At 40.1% G+C, this 16340-nt stretch carries 16 protein-coding genes; 10 read left to right on the top strand and 6 right to left on the bottom strand.

What is annotated here, in order from left to right:
• Positions 1–139: 139 nt before the first annotated feature.
• The 9 genes from lptM to PR808_RS14680 all read left to right on the top strand — a co-directional run bounded on the left by lptM (position 140) and on the right by PR808_RS14680 (position 8203).
• Positions 140–325: an LPS translocon maturation chaperone LptM gene (gene lptM / locus PR808_RS14720; RefSeq protein ID WP_206083103.1), complete on the top strand. Its 186-nt coding sequence runs from the start codon at positions 140–142 to the stop codon at positions 323–325.
• Positions 326–346: 21 nt separating this feature from the next.
• The gene (gene dapF / locus PR808_RS14715; protein WP_206083105.1) at positions 347–1171 is read left to right on the top strand and encodes a diaminopimelate epimerase; all 825 of its coding nucleotides are present in this window, start codon (positions 347–349) and stop codon (positions 1169–1171) included.
• A 24-nt stretch (positions 1172–1195) separates the two neighbouring features.
• Positions 1196–1900 (top strand): DUF484 family protein, encoded by a 705-nt coding sequence (locus tag PR808_RS14710; protein WP_206083107.1) that lies wholly within the window; start codon positions 1196–1198, stop codon positions 1898–1900.
• Complete coding sequence (xerC, locus tag PR808_RS14705) at positions 1882–2811, top strand: tyrosine recombinase XerC (RefSeq protein WP_206083777.1); 930 nt, start codon at positions 1882–1884, stop codon at positions 2809–2811. Before PR808_RS14710 ends, xerC begins: the two co-directional genes overlap by 19 nt.
• Positions 2811–3527 (top strand): 5-amino-6-(5-phospho-D-ribitylamino)uracil phosphatase YigB, encoded by a 717-nt coding sequence (gene yigB / locus PR808_RS14700; protein ID WP_206083109.1) that lies wholly within the window; start codon positions 2811–2813, stop codon positions 3525–3527. Before xerC ends, yigB begins: the two co-directional genes overlap by 1 nt.
• 59 nt (positions 3528–3586) lie before the next feature.
• A complete protein-coding gene (gene uvrD, locus PR808_RS14695; RefSeq protein WP_272539555.1) occupies positions 3587–5749 on the top strand; it encodes a DNA helicase II in 2163 nt (720 codons plus the stop codon).
• A gap of 242 nt (positions 5750–5991) precedes the next feature.
• Positions 5992–6768, top strand: coding sequence for a hypothetical protein (locus PR808_RS14690; RefSeq protein WP_272539554.1), 777 nt, complete (start codon positions 5992–5994; stop codon positions 6766–6768).
• Between the two features lie 242 nt (positions 6769–7010).
• On the top strand, positions 7011–7595 hold the full coding sequence (locus PR808_RS14685) for a 2OG-Fe(II) oxygenase (protein WP_272539553.1): 585 nt from the start codon (positions 7011–7013) through the stop codon (positions 7593–7595).
• A gap of 179 nt (positions 7596–7774) precedes the next feature.
• Positions 7775–8203, top strand: a complete 429-nt coding sequence (locus tag PR808_RS14680) for a hypothetical protein (RefSeq protein ID WP_272539552.1) — start codon at positions 7775–7777, stop codon at positions 8201–8203.
• A 52-nt stretch (positions 8204–8255) separates the two neighbouring features.
• Here the strand turns inward: PR808_RS14680 and prfH are convergent, their stop codons facing one another.
• Positions 8256–8864: a peptide chain release factor H gene (prfH, locus tag PR808_RS14675; RefSeq protein ID WP_272539551.1), complete on the bottom strand. Its 609-nt coding sequence runs from the start codon at positions 8862–8864 to the stop codon at positions 8256–8258.
• A 2-nt stretch (positions 8865–8866) separates the two neighbouring features.
• Entirely contained in the window at positions 8867–10000 is a 1134-nt protein-coding gene (locus PR808_RS14670) for an RNA ligase RtcB family protein (RefSeq protein WP_272539550.1), read from the bottom strand.
• 422 nt (positions 10001–10422) lie between these two features.
• Between PR808_RS14670 and PR808_RS14665 the strand changes: the two genes are divergently transcribed.
• Positions 10423–10566: a Hok/Gef family protein gene (locus PR808_RS14665; RefSeq protein ID WP_272539549.1), complete on the top strand. Its 144-nt coding sequence runs from the start codon at positions 10423–10425 to the stop codon at positions 10564–10566.
• Positions 10567–10727: 161 nt separating this feature from the next.
• Here the strand turns inward: PR808_RS14665 and PR808_RS14660 are convergent, their stop codons facing one another.
• The 4 genes from PR808_RS14660 to PR808_RS14645 all read right to left on the bottom strand — a co-directional run bounded on the left by PR808_RS14660 (position 10728) and on the right by PR808_RS14645 (position 16191).
• Positions 10728–12446: an amidohydrolase gene (locus PR808_RS14660; RefSeq protein ID WP_272539548.1), complete on the bottom strand. Its 1719-nt coding sequence runs from the start codon at positions 12444–12446 to the stop codon at positions 10728–10730.
• 102 nt (positions 12447–12548) lie between these two features.
• Positions 12549–13901: an APC family permease gene (locus tag PR808_RS14655; RefSeq protein WP_225820626.1), complete on the bottom strand. Its 1353-nt coding sequence runs from the start codon at positions 13899–13901 to the stop codon at positions 12549–12551.
• Positions 13902–14656: 755 nt separating this feature from the next.
• Positions 14657–15550, bottom strand: coding sequence for an EamA family transporter RarD (gene rarD / locus PR808_RS14650; RefSeq protein ID WP_206083128.1), 894 nt, complete (start codon positions 15548–15550; stop codon positions 14657–14659).
• A 170-nt stretch (positions 15551–15720) separates the two neighbouring features.
• Positions 15721–16191, bottom strand: a complete 471-nt coding sequence (locus PR808_RS14645) for a thioesterase family protein (RefSeq protein WP_206083130.1) — start codon at positions 16189–16191, stop codon at positions 15721–15723.
• Between the last annotated feature and the right edge of the window lie 149 nt (positions 16192–16340).

Genomic DNA, 16340 nt, shown 5'->3' with positions numbered 1-16340 from the left:
CCCTTAAAATTTTCAGATTAAATTTAGCCTAAAGTATATAATGTCAACATGCTTGATAAACGGACGTGATTTGCGGGTTCACTCCTGCTATTGTGTAAAAATATCAGATGTCAAAAGTGAGTATTACAGGCGAAAAAGAATGAAAAAAAGTTTAATTGGGCTGAGCGCACTTGTTGTTTTATTTACCCTTTCTGGCTGTGGCTTAAAAGGCCCACTTTATTTCCCACCAGAAGAAAATGCTGCACCTACGCAAGCGTCTGATGTGCAACCTAGTGCCCCAAGCAGCTCGGCAAAAGAGCCTGCCCAAGCAACTAGTCACCAGTAAGTTGTCGCTATGGAGCGTGAAATGCAATTCTCTAAAATGCATGGCTTAGGCAATGACTTTATGGTGGTTGATGGAGTAACCCAAAATGTGTACTTCTCCCCAGAAATGATTTGTCGCTTAGCCGACAGGCATACAGGGGTTGGCTTTGATCAGCTTTTGTTGGTCGAAGCGCCTTATGATCCTGATCTCGACTTCCATTATCGTATTTTTAATGCCGATGGTAGTGAAGTCTCACAATGCGGTAATGGGGCGCGTTGTTTTGCACGTTTTGTTCGTCTTAAGGGCTTAACTAATAAGCAAAAAATTAAAGTTAGCACCCAATCTGGACGTATGACATTAACCATTAATGAAAATGATGATGTTAGCGTTAATATGGGTGAGCCTGATTTCGAGCCGCAAAGAGTTCCATTTCGCGCTGTTAAAGAAGAAAAAACCTATATTATCCGCGCTCAAGAACGTACAGTATTATGCGGTGTAGTTTCAATGGGTAACCCACATTGCGTTATTCAAGTGGAAAGCATCCATACTGCAGAAGTCGAAATTTTAGGACCTGCACTTGAAAGTCATGAGCGTTTTCCTGAGCGTGCTAATATTGGTTTTATGGAAATAGTTAGCGCAGAGCATATCCGTTTGCGTGTTTATGAACGTGGTGCAGGGGAAACTCAAGCGTGTGGTAGTGGTGCGTGTGCCGCCGTTGCTGTTGGGATTTCTCAAGGTTTATTGGCTAAGCGAGTCAGAGTTGATTTACCAGGGGGTTCCCTTGCTATTTCTTGGGATGGACCTGGAACGCCTTTGTATATGACGGGCCCTGCGGCACATGTTTATGATGGAGTGATCCACGTCTAATCTTGAAAGGGCTAAGAGGATAGTATGGATAAAACTGAAAAAGCATCGGAACAAATTCATCAAATGGATGAACATGGTGTGATGCAGTATTTAAAGGACAATCCTTATTTTTTTCTGCGCCATCCAACGCTTGTTGAGCAAATAAATGTTCCTCACGTAGTGAACGGAGCGGTTTCCTTGCCTGAGTTAGTGATGAGCCGTCAACGGATCAAAATTAAACAGCTCGAGCAAGACATCCGTTTTATGGTTGAACAAGCACATGAAAATGTGGAGCTTTTTGATGAGTTATTACTGCTGGTGATTGAAATGTCATCATCAAAAAGTTTACAAGAAATGCTACAAGCGCTGAATCGTTGGGCAAAAAAACTCGGTTTATCAGGTGCTTCGGTTCGCTTATTTAGTGATAGCTGGCGCTTGTCAGCCCCCCTCGATGCGCATCAATTAGTCATTTCCCGTCGCGTTTTTGAACCTGTGAGGATTCAACGGTTTGGCGAACGACGCAATTACCTTGGTCGCTTAAATGGCCCTGAAATTCAGTTGTTATTACCTGATGCGTTGAATGTCGGCTCTGTTGCAATTTCACTATTTGGCCAGCATGGTGAATCGGGAATGGTCATTTTTACTAGTCGTAATCGTGAACATTATCAGCATGGTATGGGCACCGTCATGTTAGAAAAAGTCGCGCAAATTCTTCCGAGGTTATTATGCCAATGGATAGAGCGCCTGTAGGGGTTCAGCCAGAAGGGCTGATGATCCAAATTGAAGCCTTTCTACGTTACCTGCGTGTTGAGCGTAGATTAAGTCCTGTAACGATAACAAACTATCGGCGTCAGCTTAGTGTCATTGTTGAAATGCTGGTTTCGTTGAAAATTGATGAGTGGCAGAAACTCGATACTACGTTAGTTCGCAACATTGCAGCAAAAAGTCGAAAAGCTGGCCTTCAAGCAGCGAGTATGGCGCTACGGCTTTCTGCCTTAAGAAGTTTTTGTGATTGGATGGTTCATCAAGGTGAACTGCCAGCAAACCCAGCAAAGGCGATTCAAGCGCCGAAGGCCAAAAAACGCCTACCGAAGAACATGGATGTGGATGAGGTTTCCCAGCTTCTCAATATGGACAGTGGTGATCCACTGGTTGTTCGAGACAGAACCATGCTCGAAGTGATGTATGGTGCAGGGCTGCGTTTGTCGGAACTGGTCGGGTTAAATCTCCGTCATCTTGATTTAACAACGGGTGAAGTCTGGGTGATGGGTAAAGGCAGTAAAGAACGCAAAATTCCACTGGGGAAAACAGCCGTAAGTTGGTTACAGCGCTGGTTAGAAATGCGCGAATTGTATGAACCAGAAGACGACGCCGTATTTATTTCTACTCAAAGTGGCAAGCGAATTTCTAATCGAAATGTTCAAAAGCGGTTTGAACAATGGGGTATCAAACAAGGGGTTAATAGCCATATTAACCCGCACAAATTACGCCACTCTTTTGCGACACATATCCTTGAATCAAGTGGTAATTTACGTGGAGTGCAGGAACTTTTAGGGCATGCGAACTTATCGACAACACAAATTTATACGCACCTAGACTTCCAGCACTTAGCAAACGTTTATGATGTGGCTCATCCGAGAGCAAAGAGGGAGAAACCTTAATGCATTTTTACCGTCCGCTATCGCCAATTAAAGCGATTACGTTTGATTTGGATGACACGCTTTACGATAACCACCCTGTTATTGATAAAACGGAAGAAGAAGTTTTACGTTTTGTGCGTGAATACGACCCACAATTCAATCATTTTAGTAACGATGATTTATATGCTTTTCGTCGTTTAGTGGAAGAACAAGAACCTGAAATTTTCCACGACATTTCACGTTGGCGCTGGCTTTCATCGAAAATGATGTTTTGCCATTATGGTTATTCGCGGGAAAACGCCGAAAAAGGTGCGGATGATATTATGGCGCATTTTACCTATTGGCGTAATCAAATAGATATCCCTGAATCAACACACAGAACATTAATTCAGCTCGCTGAGAAAGTCCCACTTGTTGCTATCACTAACGGCAATGCACAGCCTGAAGCGTGTGGTCTGGGTGAGTATTTTCAGTTTGTTTTAAAAGCTGGTCCCGATGGACGTTCCAAGCCTTTTTGTGATATGTACCGATTAGCGGCACAGCGCTTAGATATCGAACCACAATTTATTTTACATGTGGGGGATAATTTACTCACTGATGTTGAGGGGGCGATTAATAGTGGTATGCAAGCTTGCTGGATAAACCCAAGTCAAAAAACACTGATGGAAGAAAAAGACGTGCGTTTATTACCACACGTTGAAATTTCCCAGTTGGAATCTCTCTTATCATTGGTATAATCATTTTTCATGTATAAAAACACAGTGGTGTTTGCCACTGTTTTGCTTTGATGGTAACTATGGACGTCTCTTATCTGCTTGAAGGTCTAAACGACAAACAGCGCGAAGCGGTTGCAGCCCCGCGTACCAATTTACTTGTTCTTGCGGGAGCAGGGAGTGGGAAAACGCGCGTATTGGTACACCGAATTGCATGGTTGATGTCCGTTGAAAATGCTTCACCTTTTTCAATTATGGCGGTGACATTTACCAACAAAGCCGCGGCTGAAATGCGTCATCGGATCAATCAATTGATTGGAAATAGTGAAGGCGGCATGTGGATTGGTACATTCCACGGTTTAGCACACCGTTTGTTACGCCAACATTATATGGATGCGAATTTACCGCAAGATTTTCAAATTTTAGATAGCGATGACCAATACCGGTTAATTCGTCGCTTGCTTAAAGCGATGAACCTTGACGAAAAGCAATGGCCTCCTCGCCAAGGAATGTGGTACATCAATGGCAAAAAAGATGAAGGCCTTCGTCCGCAACATATTGAAAGTTATGGTAACCCTGTTGAGGCAACATGGTTAAAAGTCTACCAGGCTTATCAAGAAGCGTGTGACCGCGCAGGTCTGGTGGATTTTGCAGAGTTGCTGTTGCGCGCCCACGAGTTATGGCTGAATAAACCCCATGTGCTGCAACATTATCGTGAACGTTTCACCAATATTTTAGTGGACGAATTCCAAGATACAAATAGCATTCAATATGCATGGATCCGTGTGCTAGCGGGTGAAACGGGCAAAGTCATGATCGTTGGGGATGATGACCAATCAATTTATGGCTGGCGTGGTGCGCAAGTTGAAAATATTCAGCGTTTCCTCAATGATTTTCCAGGTGCAGAAACTATCCGTCTTGAACAAAACTACCGTTCAACTAACAATATTCTAAAAGCCGCAAATACGTTAATTGCCAATAATAGCGACCGTTTAGGGAAAAATTTATGGACTGAAGGCGGAGACGGCGAACCGATTTCTCTTTATTGTGCATTTAATGAATTAGATGAAGCTCGTTATGTCGTTGGGCGCATTAAACAATGGCAAGAAAATGGCGGTGCTTTACAAGATTGCGCCATGTTATACCGTAGTAATGCCCAATCTCGTGTACTTGAAGAAGCCTTAATTCAAAGTGCGATGCCGTATCGTATTTATGGTGGGCAGCGCTTTTTCGAGCGCCAAGAAATTAAAGATGCGCTGTCCTATTTAAGGTTGATTGCTAATCGTAATGATGATGCTTCGTTCGAGCGAGTCGTGAATACGCCTACGCGTGGGATTGGTGAACGTACATTAGATACAGTTCGCCAAACTGCACGTGACCAGCAATTAACATTATGGGAAAGTTGCGAGTACTTACTTCGTGAGCAAGTCCTTGGTGGTCGCGCAGCGGCTTCTATCGAACGTTTTTTAGAGCTTATTGATGCGCTAGCGAAAGAAACCCAAGATATGCCATTACATGTCCAAGCGGATAGAGTGATTAATGACTCAGGCCTACGTGCAATGTATGAACAAGAAAAAGGTGAAAAAGCACAGGCTCGAATTGAAAACTTGGAAGAGCTCGTCAATGCGACTCGTGATTTCAGTTATCAAGAAGAAGACCAAGATCTCATGCCATTACAGGCTTTTTTATCTCATGCTGCACTTGAGTCAGGTGAAGGGCAAGCAGATGTAAGCCAAGATGCCGTTCAATTAATGACTCTGCACTCTGCCAAAGGTTTGGAATTCCCCGTTGTCTTTATTGTGGGAATGGAAGAAGGGATGTTCCCAAGTCAAATGTCGATGGATGAAAGCGGTCGTTTAGAAGAAGAGCGCCGATTAGCTTACGTCGGTATCACCCGAGCCATGGAAAAGCTCACCATCACGTATGCAGAAAGCCGCCGTTTATATGGCAAAGAGGTCTATCATCGCCCATCGCGTTTTATTGGTGAGCTACCAACGGAATGTGTGGAAGAGGTTCGTCTTCGGGCTACAGTTTCACGTCCTGTGAGTCATCAACGCCTTGGTACACCTATCAGCCAAAATGATTCAGGTTATGCTTTAGGGCAGCGTGTGATGCATCCAAAATTTGGTGAAGGCACGATTATTAACCTTGAGGGAAGTGGTGAGCATTGTCGCTTACAAATTGCGTTTCAAGGTCAAGGGATTAAGTGGCTGGTGGCTTCTTATGCAAGGTTAGAGAACTTATAGGGCTATTTTATTGGTATCAATACTGTCATATATATTTGGTAGTATTGGTATTTTTTAATAAATACACATCATAAATGCGTTAATTGAGATAATAAAAAGGTTTTATAGTATTTATATTAAACTTACATTTTTCTTTACTATATTAATACTATATTAGTATGTTATTTCTATATGAGATAATATTTTAATATCAAGTTTGGTTGTCAAATTTGATTGTCAAAATATTTATTAAGGTAATTAATATGGAAATTAATTTTAAGAATAATAATGCTAAGTATGAAAGAATCAGTGAATTGATGCAGTCAGTAGAAAATAGAGTAAATAGAATGAATAATTTGGAGAAATCGATAGGTAATGATTTTAATCAAATTATCAGAAAAAATCAGTCTAGTACCTCTGAATTATCAAATAAAATTATAAATGGCCTAATGAATAAATCTTTTGTAATAAATGGTAAGGTTATTTCACATAAAAAAACAGTTAAACAACTGGCGCAATTAGTTTCAAAAACAAAAGAAATGATCTCAGAGGATCAAAATTCTTTTTCTAACCATTATTCAAATGATAACGACTTGGGCGATAATAATAGTGAATTCAATAAGTGGATAAATAAAGGTGACCATCGTGTTGTTAATGATACTGTGACTAATAATCTACTAGAGTTTAAGGTATCACACAAATTTATAGTGCCATTAGGACAGCAGACGGTAAGAAAGATTGTTCAACTAAACAGTGAGTCAATACATATTAATAAGGCAGTAGCTGAAATCAAGCGGTTACAGCAAGAGCTAATTAGTGATTATCGACAAGAAAAAAGAGATGTGATTGCAAAGGTGATACCTACAGAGGGAATCAATAAAGCTGCTCAATTGGTCAGTGAGCAAATCACTAGCTTCAATCCAGCTCAAGAAGCTAGCTCCGTGGTAGAGACATTAGTCGGTGCTCAACACAGAACACCAGTACCCGTTGCATCCCATCGCTGCATGGGAAGAACAGCCTCGTGTGGAGTAACACACTAACGGCCATTTTATAAATTTATTGAGATAATACATTAAAAACAAGGTCCTCACTCAGGTGAGTATCTTGATTCAAAATTTTGATGATAGCAGTTAGTTAATATACTTACCTTATGAAAAATAAAGATTTTTTTGGTAGAATACTTTGATGCAATAGTTTAATCCATAAGATTCAAGTTTTTAATTTTATTTTTTTCTCTTTTTGCCGTATAAAGTTTTACCGAATAACCTTCCTAACATTCATCATGTCAATTCATAAACTTATTGATTCACTTTCCTCACAAGGTTGGTATGTGTGGGATGATTTTCTGACCCTGTCAGATACCCAAAAAATAAAACAATGTATACCAAATACATTGCAAGATGCGCGTATTGGGCATCGAGATTCATTACAAAGCAACAAAGCGGTTCGCGGTGATCAAACCGTTTGGTTAGAACCAGAGATGGGAACCCCCATTGCTTTTTATATGGAAAAAATGGAGGAAATACGGCAAGCACTAAATTGCCAACTGTATTTAGGATTGCGGGACTTTGAAACTCATTTTTGCCGTTATCCCAATGGTGGTTTTTATAAAAAACACGTTGATAACCCTAGAGGTGCTGGTCGTCGTAAGGTAACAACAGTTTTATATATGAATGAGTTATGGAAATTAGGGGATGGTGGTGAATTAGTTGTTTTTGATAAAGAAGATAATCATTTGTTTAAGTTAGAGCCTTTAGCGGGAAGAATGATCTTTTTTATGTCAGAAGAATTCCCTCATGAAGTACTACCTACAGAACAAAAACGTGAAAGTATAGCAGGTTGGTTTTTAACTGAAAAAATTCTCTAGCATATACCCCTCTATGCCGCCTCTGAAAGGAGGCAGGCAGTTAACTGTTCATTCGATAATGAAATAGATGTTGAATTCCTGAATAATTTGGTTATTTTAATTTTGCCATTTACATACGGCTATAAATAACGACTAATTTATCATTAATTTAAATAGAAATTATAAGGATGGATTAAGTTATGAATTTATTTTTTAATAGAGATAAGTATCTAAATATTTTAAATGAAGAAAAAGAATATCGAAAAGAACTTGAAGACTTAATCGGTTTTAATAAAAAACAAATAAAAGATGAAATTAAATCAGATAATAAAGATGAGAATTTAATTAACTATCTTGAAGCAGAAAACAAAGATTATCAAGTGACACTCGATGCGGTGAATAAAAAAATAGAAGAAATTGAATCAGCTTTTGAATTAATTTATCACACATCTTATGACTTTAAAAATGAGTTAATGAATAATGGCTTTGTTCAGCAATCAAGCAGTGATGTAATGCTAAGAGAGCAAATAGCCAGTTTTCCATTACAAGACGGGGTCACATTGGGTGGAACAGAAAGTTCTATTGCAAGGCAATCTGTAGAGACATACTCGATGTTGTGTAGAGCATAGTTAAGTTTGTCCAATTAGCCACCCTATAAATCAAGGGTGACTAATTTTTATTTTATATCAATCGCTTAAATTCTTTACCTTCAAAGATAATGGTCGCATTTCCTCTCTCAATTTGGTAATGAGAAAGATGGCGCTGCTTATCCAATGCATTTAATTGTTGTGATTGATGCTCATTAAGCTTCCATTGTATCAACTGTTTAGCCAATTTTTTGTTCGCATGTTGGCTACGTTCAGATTGAACTTTTACGGTGATCCCCGTTGCAACATGCCTTGCTCTAACAGCAGATGAGGTTTTATTCACATGCTGCCCTCCTGCGCCTTGAGCTTTAGTGAATTCAAATTCGATTTCATTGTCTTCAATCGGTTGAATTGGTGAAAAAGTGGTCACACTCATAAACCAATTTTTTCGTTTGTGGCGAGGGCGTAAAGGGCTCTGGCATTGCCATTGCACTGTTCCACACCAAGTTTGGAGTAGCTGCTCTGCATGCTCTCCTTCAAGAGAAAGCAAAGCGGATTTTAACCCATGTCTGGAGGGGACTGACTCTAGAATATCAATGGTTACCCGAAGACTTGTTGCTTCTTGTAAAAAACAGGCTAGGGCTTTTTCAACCGCAATGCAGCATTCTGCAGGGCCTTGTGCAGAGGAAAATTGTAATAACATAATTAACATTCTCCACTGGTTTTATACGTGATAACGGGCTTTAGCCGAGCCACGACCTGAATAACACCCATATTCACCATACTTTCAATCACGGTATCAATAGACTTATAAGATTGTGGGGCTTCTTCGTAAATCAACTGTTTATTTGCACAAATAACACGACTACCTAATGCAGTTCGAGAGAGCTGAAGCGGTGTATAACGGTGTGATAATCGTCCTTTGCATTCAGTTCGCATCCACTTGCGACCCGCGCCATGAGCAAGAGAATTAAGACAAGCTTCATTCGGCTGAGGGGCGACTAAATAACTGTAATCCCCTCGTGAGCCTGGGATTACAACAAAACCACGATCAGAAGGCGTTGCGCCTTTACGATGAAGCCAGCCATCAATCCCGTTGATATTATAGGGCTCAACTAAATTATGGTTGATATCTAAGCTCAGCTCCCCTGTTGCTTTAACTTGTTGCAACAGGCGTAAGCCAATTAAACGTCGGTTTACCTGTGCAAAATTGAGTGCACACTGATGCGCATGTAGGTATTCTTTTGCATCATCAGAGTCTTCATAAAGTCCGTTGTGGCTGTGACGTTCCACATGTTGACGTAAGATAGTTTGCCCTAAACCACGGGAGCCACTGTGAACGAGTAACAGTAACTGTTGTTTATTTAAACCGCTTTCGGCAAATAATTTAGGCTGTAATATTTCATCGATTGATTGAAATTCAGCAAAATGATTACCGCCACCAATAGAACTTAGTGATGCCATAAAATCATGTGATTGCATGTCATTAGGGACATGCTCATCAAGCCATGCTAACGGGGCGTGGTCTGGCATTTCAGAAAGCTGTTTTTCCAGTTTATCGAGGTTAACTTTAGATTTTTTGATATCTGTTTGAAACAAACTCATTCCGCAGCCAATGTCATTGCCGACAAGGGCAGGGTAGAATCGTTTGGCGGAAAAAAATGCTGCACCAACTGGGTATCCACGGCCAGGATGGAGATCTGGCATGCCAACAACGGATACCATATCAGGTAAGTTAGCAGTAATTTGTAATTGTTGGATTGCTTTACTTTCAATCCATGTTGCTTCTGTGGCGATATAACTCACGTGTTCGCTCACAGAATGAAAGGTATTGCCCATAAGTCATTAACTCATTTCTAATTAAAAAATAAGGTAAATTAGCAGGCAAAAGTGGATAGAAAAAATCTAGTACTGAGTATGCCCGCAAAGAGTGTGATTAGTTGTTGTCATGATAAACCTCCTTGCAGTTTGTTATTGAATAGAAAACGCTGCGGATATTATCGAGATATATTTTTTTTTGCAAGCGTTATTTTTTTATAATATCTAAATCAAGTGTTTTGAATAAATGCTTTTCTGAGATTAAATGTGCGTAAAATATAAAATTTTGCTACTTTACTGTTGGGTGATTGAGCCTTTCTGGTTCAAGTAACTTATTTTGGATCAGAAATGAAAAAGCCCCGTTGTTATTATTCACCAACGAGGCCCAATCCAAACCTAGACAGTTAGAGTTGTGCCTCTTAACAATTAAGAGGTCAAGGGAAATGAGCAAGTTCGCAGTGATTGCGTTTATATCGGCGTGTATTACCGTGTTAGGTATTTCGTTATTAATACGCGACAGAGTATGTTATGTCGTGATTAGTCATGGAAATACGGTTGTTCAGACAATATTTTCTTACGAAGAATAATGTTGTATTACGAAGGCGTTAATTCTCTCGTAATTTATCTTTTTAATTGTGTTAGGTTTTGGAATTAAGCACTCAATTAAAAACACCCCAAGGTTTTATTTAATCCATGGGGTGTTTATTTTGTCATCGCTTTATTTTAAATAATTAAATAAAGACAACTACTAAGCAATATGAACCGTTTTTCCGCCGATAATCGTACGCAGTACTTTTACATTTTCAATATCATCCGCAGGGATTTCAAATACATTACGATCCAATACAATCATATCTGCGAATTTACCTGCTTCTAATGAACCAAGGACGTCTTCTCGGTGCTGTGCATAAGCCGAGTCAATCGTTGCGCTGCGAAGAACTTCAGTCACAGTCAGGTTACGGTCATTATCTAGTCGTGGTGCTTGTTGGCCATTAATATCACGGCCTCGGCGTGTTGCTGCAACTTTTAAGTCATACCACTCATCAAAGTCATCGATAGGCCAGTCGCTACCAAATGCGACAACTGCACCAGCATCAACAAATTTAGCGATTGGCTCTAATTGCTCAAAACGTTCTTCACCCAGCATATTCTTTTCAAATGCAGCCAACTCAGGTGTTGGTGCTGCCCACTGGAAAGACAAGCAAGCAATGGTTTTTAAGCGAGCAAAGCGTGCGTAATCATCCGCATGAACAAGTTCGTTGTGTGCTAAGCCTGGGCGAATATCTTTTTCAGGGTGAGCTGCACGCATTTTTTCGATGGCATCTAAAACAATCGAAACGGCACCTTCGCCAACGGTATGCAAGTGTGGGTCATAGCCTGCCGCTGCAATTTTTTCCATTAGCTCATCGAGGATTTCAGCGGTGAAATAGAGGTCGCCATAGTTGTCGGTTTCAACCCAATTTGGTGCATCATCGGTACCTTGGTTAATGCGATAAGGCTGTAATAATGACGCCGTCATGGTTGGAAATTGCATCACACCATCGACAAACATCTTAATATTATTTAAACCGATACCTGGTGTTGGAGTCCAATCAGCTTGGTGCCATTTTTTAGCGAAAGCAACCGCTTTATCAACTGCAGCAGCAACAGAGGCCACATTAGGCGTTTCATCTGGCGTGATTTCACGAGCCGCTTGGAAACGAATTGTGAGGTCACCGCGTTGTTGTAATTGTGCAAATGCCTCGAGTTGTTGCTCAGAAACTCGGGCGTCCATCACCATGGTAACACCTTGCTGATTAAGCACTTTTTGCACGAGCTCTGCAACTTCAATCGCTTGGTCATCACGAATAGAAGGGATACTATCAGCAGCACGCATCGCAGGGGCATCTTCTAAAATACCGTTAAGTTCACCATTTTCATATTTACCAATTTTACCATCTGGTGGCTCAGGGGTGTCTTTGGTAATACCGAAGAGCTCGAGAGCACGGCTATTGGCAAGCAATGTATGGCAATCGTTCGAAAAGAGCACGACAGGGCGTTTGGTATTCAGTTTGTCCATGTCTTCGCGGTACATATCAATACCTGCGGGGACCATGCCTTGGCGTAACCAAGCAGTGACTTTTAACCAATCATTTTCACCCGTACGTGGGTCTTTATCTAAGTGATCTTGTACACGTTCGAGAATTTGATTAATGGTCAGTGATTCATAGTTTAAATGGCAGCCGAATAATTGAATTCCCCCCCAAAAAGGGTGCATATGGCCATCAATGATGCCAGGCATCATCATTTTGCCTTCTAAATCGATACTTTCCGTTTCTGGCCCAACGTATTGATGAAGCTCATCAGACGAGCCTGTGGCTAAGACATAACCATCACGAACAGCAATCGCATCAACGATGCGGTCTTGAGTATCTGCGGTATAGATATAACCGTTAAAATAAATAACGTCAGCAAATTGATTATTCATTGTAAACCGTCTGTATCAGTGGCGCTTGAGAAGAGCCAGAGCTAAAAAAACAACGGGGAAGGCTAATGCTTTCCCCGTAATCATTTATTAGGCTTTGAATGATTAGTTAATAATCATCTCAGTTTCATCGTCAGAAATTGCAGGTGGACGACGAGTAAAGCCATGGGTGAGCAATGCCAAATAAACGGCACCTGCTGCTAACCACCATAAACCGACCTTAAAGGCTTCGCTATCAAGGCTTGTCCATAACCATAAGGTGAGAACAACACCAATGGAAGGCATGATAAGGCAGGTAATCATTTTTGTATTATCTAATGACGCTTTGCGATCAATATAAAAATGCTTAATGACCGATAAGTTCACGAAGGTGAATGCAATAAGGGCACCAAAGCTGATCATCGAGGCGACCATGCTTAAAGACAGTACTAGCGAAAGCAAGGACGCAACCGCAACAAAGATAATTGAATAAATTGGTGTATTAAGCCTTGGGTGCAAATAAGCAAACAGTGAACGAGGTAGTACACCCTCACGGCCCATTGCATAGAAAATCCGCACGATACTGGCTTGTGATGTCATCGCAGAAGCAAAAACACCAATCACATAAGCGGTAATAAAGCTGGATGCCATCATCGCACCGCCAACTTGTTTCATCACCGCAAGGCTAGCAATATCTGTATTCGGAATGAAATCTTGCCACATTGGGTACACTAAATGCGCACCATAGGAAATAACCACAAATAAGGTACCAGCGATAAATACAGTGTATAAAATCGCTTTTGGTAATGCGTTACGTGCATCTTTGGTTTCTTCCGCCATGGTTGAAATCGCATCAAAGCCTAAGAATGCTAGACATAAGACGGCGGCTCCCGCAAAGAGTCCTGGTACTTGATCTGCCATGACTGTAATTGGCGCTAATAAGGCATCAGTATCCAATACAAATGATGTTTTAAAGCTTAAGTATAAAAACACGCCAATAAACACAATTTGCATCAAAATGATTAGCATATTCATTGAGGAAACTAACTTAATTCCCAAAATATTCATAATGCTAACAATAGTGATGGTACTGCAAATAATCACATACATTGGAATATCAGGGAAAGCTTCATGAACGAAGATCCCAATGGCAATGTAGTTGATGATCGGTAGAAATAGATAGTCGAGCAATTGTGCCCAACCCACTAAAAAGCCGAGTGTGCCGCCAAAGGTTTTTTGCACATAAGAATAGGCCGACCCCGAAAGTGGGAGTGCGCTAGTCATACGACAATAGCTCATAGCAGTGAAGAAGACGGCAGCTAATGTAATTAAATAAGCGACAGGGAGATGCCCTTCACTTAATACAGTGACTTGCCCATAGGTGGTGAAAATCCCGAGTGGCACCATATAGGCCAGCCCGAAAAAAACTAACGCAGGAGTGGTCAGTACGCGTTTCATTTGAACGGTATTCTGTTGCATTTTGAAGCCCTTCCCAAAAGCCCTTAACAACGTCAACTCTGTCTGAATGCACAGGCGGAGTGAACCTAAAATGCAGCCGTACTCGTCATACTTCGAATCACAACGTTGTTGGCTTCGCGCGTTCGCCTAGTTGTGTTTCCGAATTATTTAGAGCCTTACCGCTACATGATTGTATTAAATTAAATTTTAGAGCCGGCTGTATTCAATTTCAGAAAACCTCGCACCAGGACATCTTAAATTGAATGTCATCGTGCGCACTTTAATGAAACGTCAGTGATGAATCGGACCATCACCATCCGCTGGGGTGAATACAAACGGCGTACAATATAATTACCAAGTTCCTATTAAGCAATCATTAATTGAAAAAAATAAACAACTACTTTTATTTCAATAAGTTGTTTAGTAGATGAGATATTAATTGAAGTGAATTTAAGGTAAGTTAAATAATAATCATTTTAAGAAGAAAATCAAGCTTAATTAGTCGGGTCTAACTATTTGATTTTTATGTCATATTGTTGGTAATGGAAGAGAGGTAAGGATATTTAATGATAATTAATCTATTTTATTTACGGTTATTTAAAATAAAAGACATAGGACATTGAAAATTAAATTCATGAAATCTCTTTCATTAATTAAATTAATTGTTTTGGTTCCATATAATGAAACACCAACACCGATTTAAATATAAAACGGACGCTGGTGTTTGAGTTTAGGGCTAATGAACAGCTAATTGAGATACAAAAATACAATAAGCGTTATTTTTTTCTCAGTTTTTGTTGAGTATATAATGCATCTAATGTAAATAAAATTAATGCAACCCAGATAAAACCAAAGGTGATTAGCAACTCAGATGTCATGACTTCGCCATACATAAACACTGCCAATAAGAACATAATACTTGGCCCCATGTATTGGAAGAAGCCTAATGTTGATAGTCTTAAATGATTAGCCGCTTCAGTAAATAACAGTAATGGCACCGTAGTAATAACCCCAGCAGCAATTAATAATGCATTGAGATGCCAATCATTCATTGCCATATTGCTAGTCGGACTGTCTGCAAAGAATAACAGGAAGATAATGCCGACAGGGAGTAACCAAAGTGTTTCAAAGGTCATTCCAATTTGTGCATCAACCCCTAATTTTTTACGTAATAATCCATAAGTTGCGAAGGTTACAGCAAGACTTAAGCCAATCACGGGAACAGAACCGAATTGCCACAATTGGATTAAAACGCCAGTTAAAGCGAGACCTACGGCTATCCATTGCATGCGGCGGAAACGTTCTTGCAGAAATAGCATCCCAAATAAGACGTTAACGAGCGGGTTAATAAAATAGCCAAGGCTGGCTTGTAGCATATGACCGTTATTGACAGCCCAAATATAGATCAGCCAGTTACAGGCAATCGTGGTTGCGGTAACACCTAAAATTAATATTTTCTTTGGTTGCTTGATAACTTGGCGTAGATAACTCCAGTGCCGTGTTACAGTTAATAACAAAAGCATAAAGAAAAATGACCAAATAATACGATGAGTCAGGATTTCTTCTGCGGGCACTTCTTGGATGCTTTTAAAATAAATAGGGGCGACACCCCAAATAAAATAGGCGCCTAAGGCACATAACACGCCTTTGGTAGTATTTTGCTGGCTCATTGTTGGCTCTGAAATTGAATTAAAGACAAAAAAAGAAACTTATACAGAGATAACGAGCCGTAGATTATGCAGATCATGCGGCTCGATTTTTGATGCTTCTAATGTGACATTGCTCATGTTTTTTTACAAGCTATTAGTTTACTAGGTAACTAATTATTTACAAGATTGGTTTATCCTACGAGATAAGTTGCCGTTGCCGTTGCAATATGTTGATTATTTTCATTATGTAATTCACAACGCGTGACAGCAATCTTATTACCATCCCGCAATAAGCTTGCACTCGCTGTAAATACTTCTCCGCGACCTGGACGCAAATAATCGACACGTAAATCAATGGTGCCCATGCGAGACATTTTATCGACAATTTCAGAATGAGTGAGCGGATTAATGCGCTGTAAAATGCGGTTAATGCACACCATCCCGCCAGCAACATCCAAAATAGAAGCAATCACGCCACCATGTAGAATATTTTGCGTAAAATTGCCGATCAACTCTTGGCGATTCTCAATAGTGAGTTGAACAAAATCATCGTTAATGTGTGCCAGTTTAATACCGATTAGCTGATTAAAAGGCATTTTATAGATAAATGCGTGGCTCATTAGCTCACTGGCTTCTTCTAAAGAATAAGTACGGTCATTCATCGGTTTCATCCCTTAAATAATATGTAAATAGAACGTTAACATTATGTATTAACTATGTCTCTAACAAACATATGAATAATCTTTCAACAGCAAAGCAGTTTTGTGTGTAAAATAGGACAAACTTTATTTTTATGACACTGAAAATAGGA

This window comes from Providencia sp. PROV197, assembly GCF_028479625.1.
Lineage (GTDB): Bacteria > Pseudomonadota > Gammaproteobacteria > Enterobacterales > Enterobacteriaceae > Providencia > Providencia vermicola.
The sequence above is the reverse complement of the archived record's forward strand: the minus strand, read 5'-3'. Positions and strand labels throughout refer to the sequence as shown.

Excerpts from the sequence above, each read along its gene's own strand:
- lptM (WP_206083103.1), top strand. The coding sequence starts at position 140 with ATGAAAAAAAGTTTAATTGGGCTGAGCGCACTTGTTGTTTTATTTACC.
- dapF (WP_206083105.1), top strand. The coding sequence starts at position 347 with ATGCAATTCTCTAAAATGCATGGCTTAGGCAATGACTTTATGGTGGTT.
- PR808_RS14710 (WP_206083107.1), top strand. The coding sequence starts at position 1,196 with ATGGATAAAACTGAAAAAGCATCGGAACAAATTCATCAAATGGATGAA.
- xerC (WP_206083777.1), top strand. The coding sequence starts at position 1,882 with ATGGATAGAGCGCCTGTAGGGGTTCAGCCAGAAGGGCTGATGATCCAA.
- yigB (WP_206083109.1), top strand. The coding sequence starts at position 2,811 with ATGCATTTTTACCGTCCGCTATCGCCAATTAAAGCGATTACGTTTGAT.
- uvrD (WP_272539555.1), top strand. The coding sequence starts at position 3,587 with ATGGACGTCTCTTATCTGCTTGAAGGTCTAAACGACAAACAGCGCGAA.
- PR808_RS14690 (WP_272539554.1), top strand. The coding sequence starts at position 5,992 with ATGGAAATTAATTTTAAGAATAATAATGCTAAGTATGAAAGAATCAGT.
- PR808_RS14685 (WP_272539553.1), top strand. The coding sequence starts at position 7,011 with ATGTCAATTCATAAACTTATTGATTCACTTTCCTCACAAGGTTGGTAT.
- PR808_RS14680 (WP_272539552.1), top strand. The coding sequence starts at position 7,775 with ATGAATTTATTTTTTAATAGAGATAAGTATCTAAATATTTTAAATGAA.
- prfH (WP_272539551.1), bottom strand. The coding sequence starts at position 8,864 with ATGTTATTACAATTTTCCTCTGCACAAGGCCCTGCAGAATGCTGCATT.
- PR808_RS14670 (WP_272539550.1), bottom strand. The coding sequence starts at position 10,000 with ATGGGCAATACCTTTCATTCTGTGAGCGAACACGTGAGTTATATCGCC.
- PR808_RS14665 (WP_272539549.1), top strand. The coding sequence starts at position 10,423 with ATGAGCAAGTTCGCAGTGATTGCGTTTATATCGGCGTGTATTACCGTG.
- PR808_RS14660 (WP_272539548.1), bottom strand. The coding sequence starts at position 12,446 with ATGAATAATCAATTTGCTGACGTTATTTATTTTAACGGTTATATCTAT.
- PR808_RS14655 (WP_225820626.1), bottom strand. The coding sequence starts at position 13,901 with ATGCAACAGAATACCGTTCAAATGAAACGCGTACTGACCACTCCTGCG.
- rarD (WP_206083128.1), bottom strand. The coding sequence starts at position 15,550 with ATGAGCCAGCAAAATACTACCAAAGGCGTGTTATGTGCCTTAGGCGCC.
- PR808_RS14645 (WP_206083130.1), bottom strand. The coding sequence starts at position 16,191 with ATGAATGACCGTACTTATTCTTTAGAAGAAGCCAGTGAGCTAATGAGC.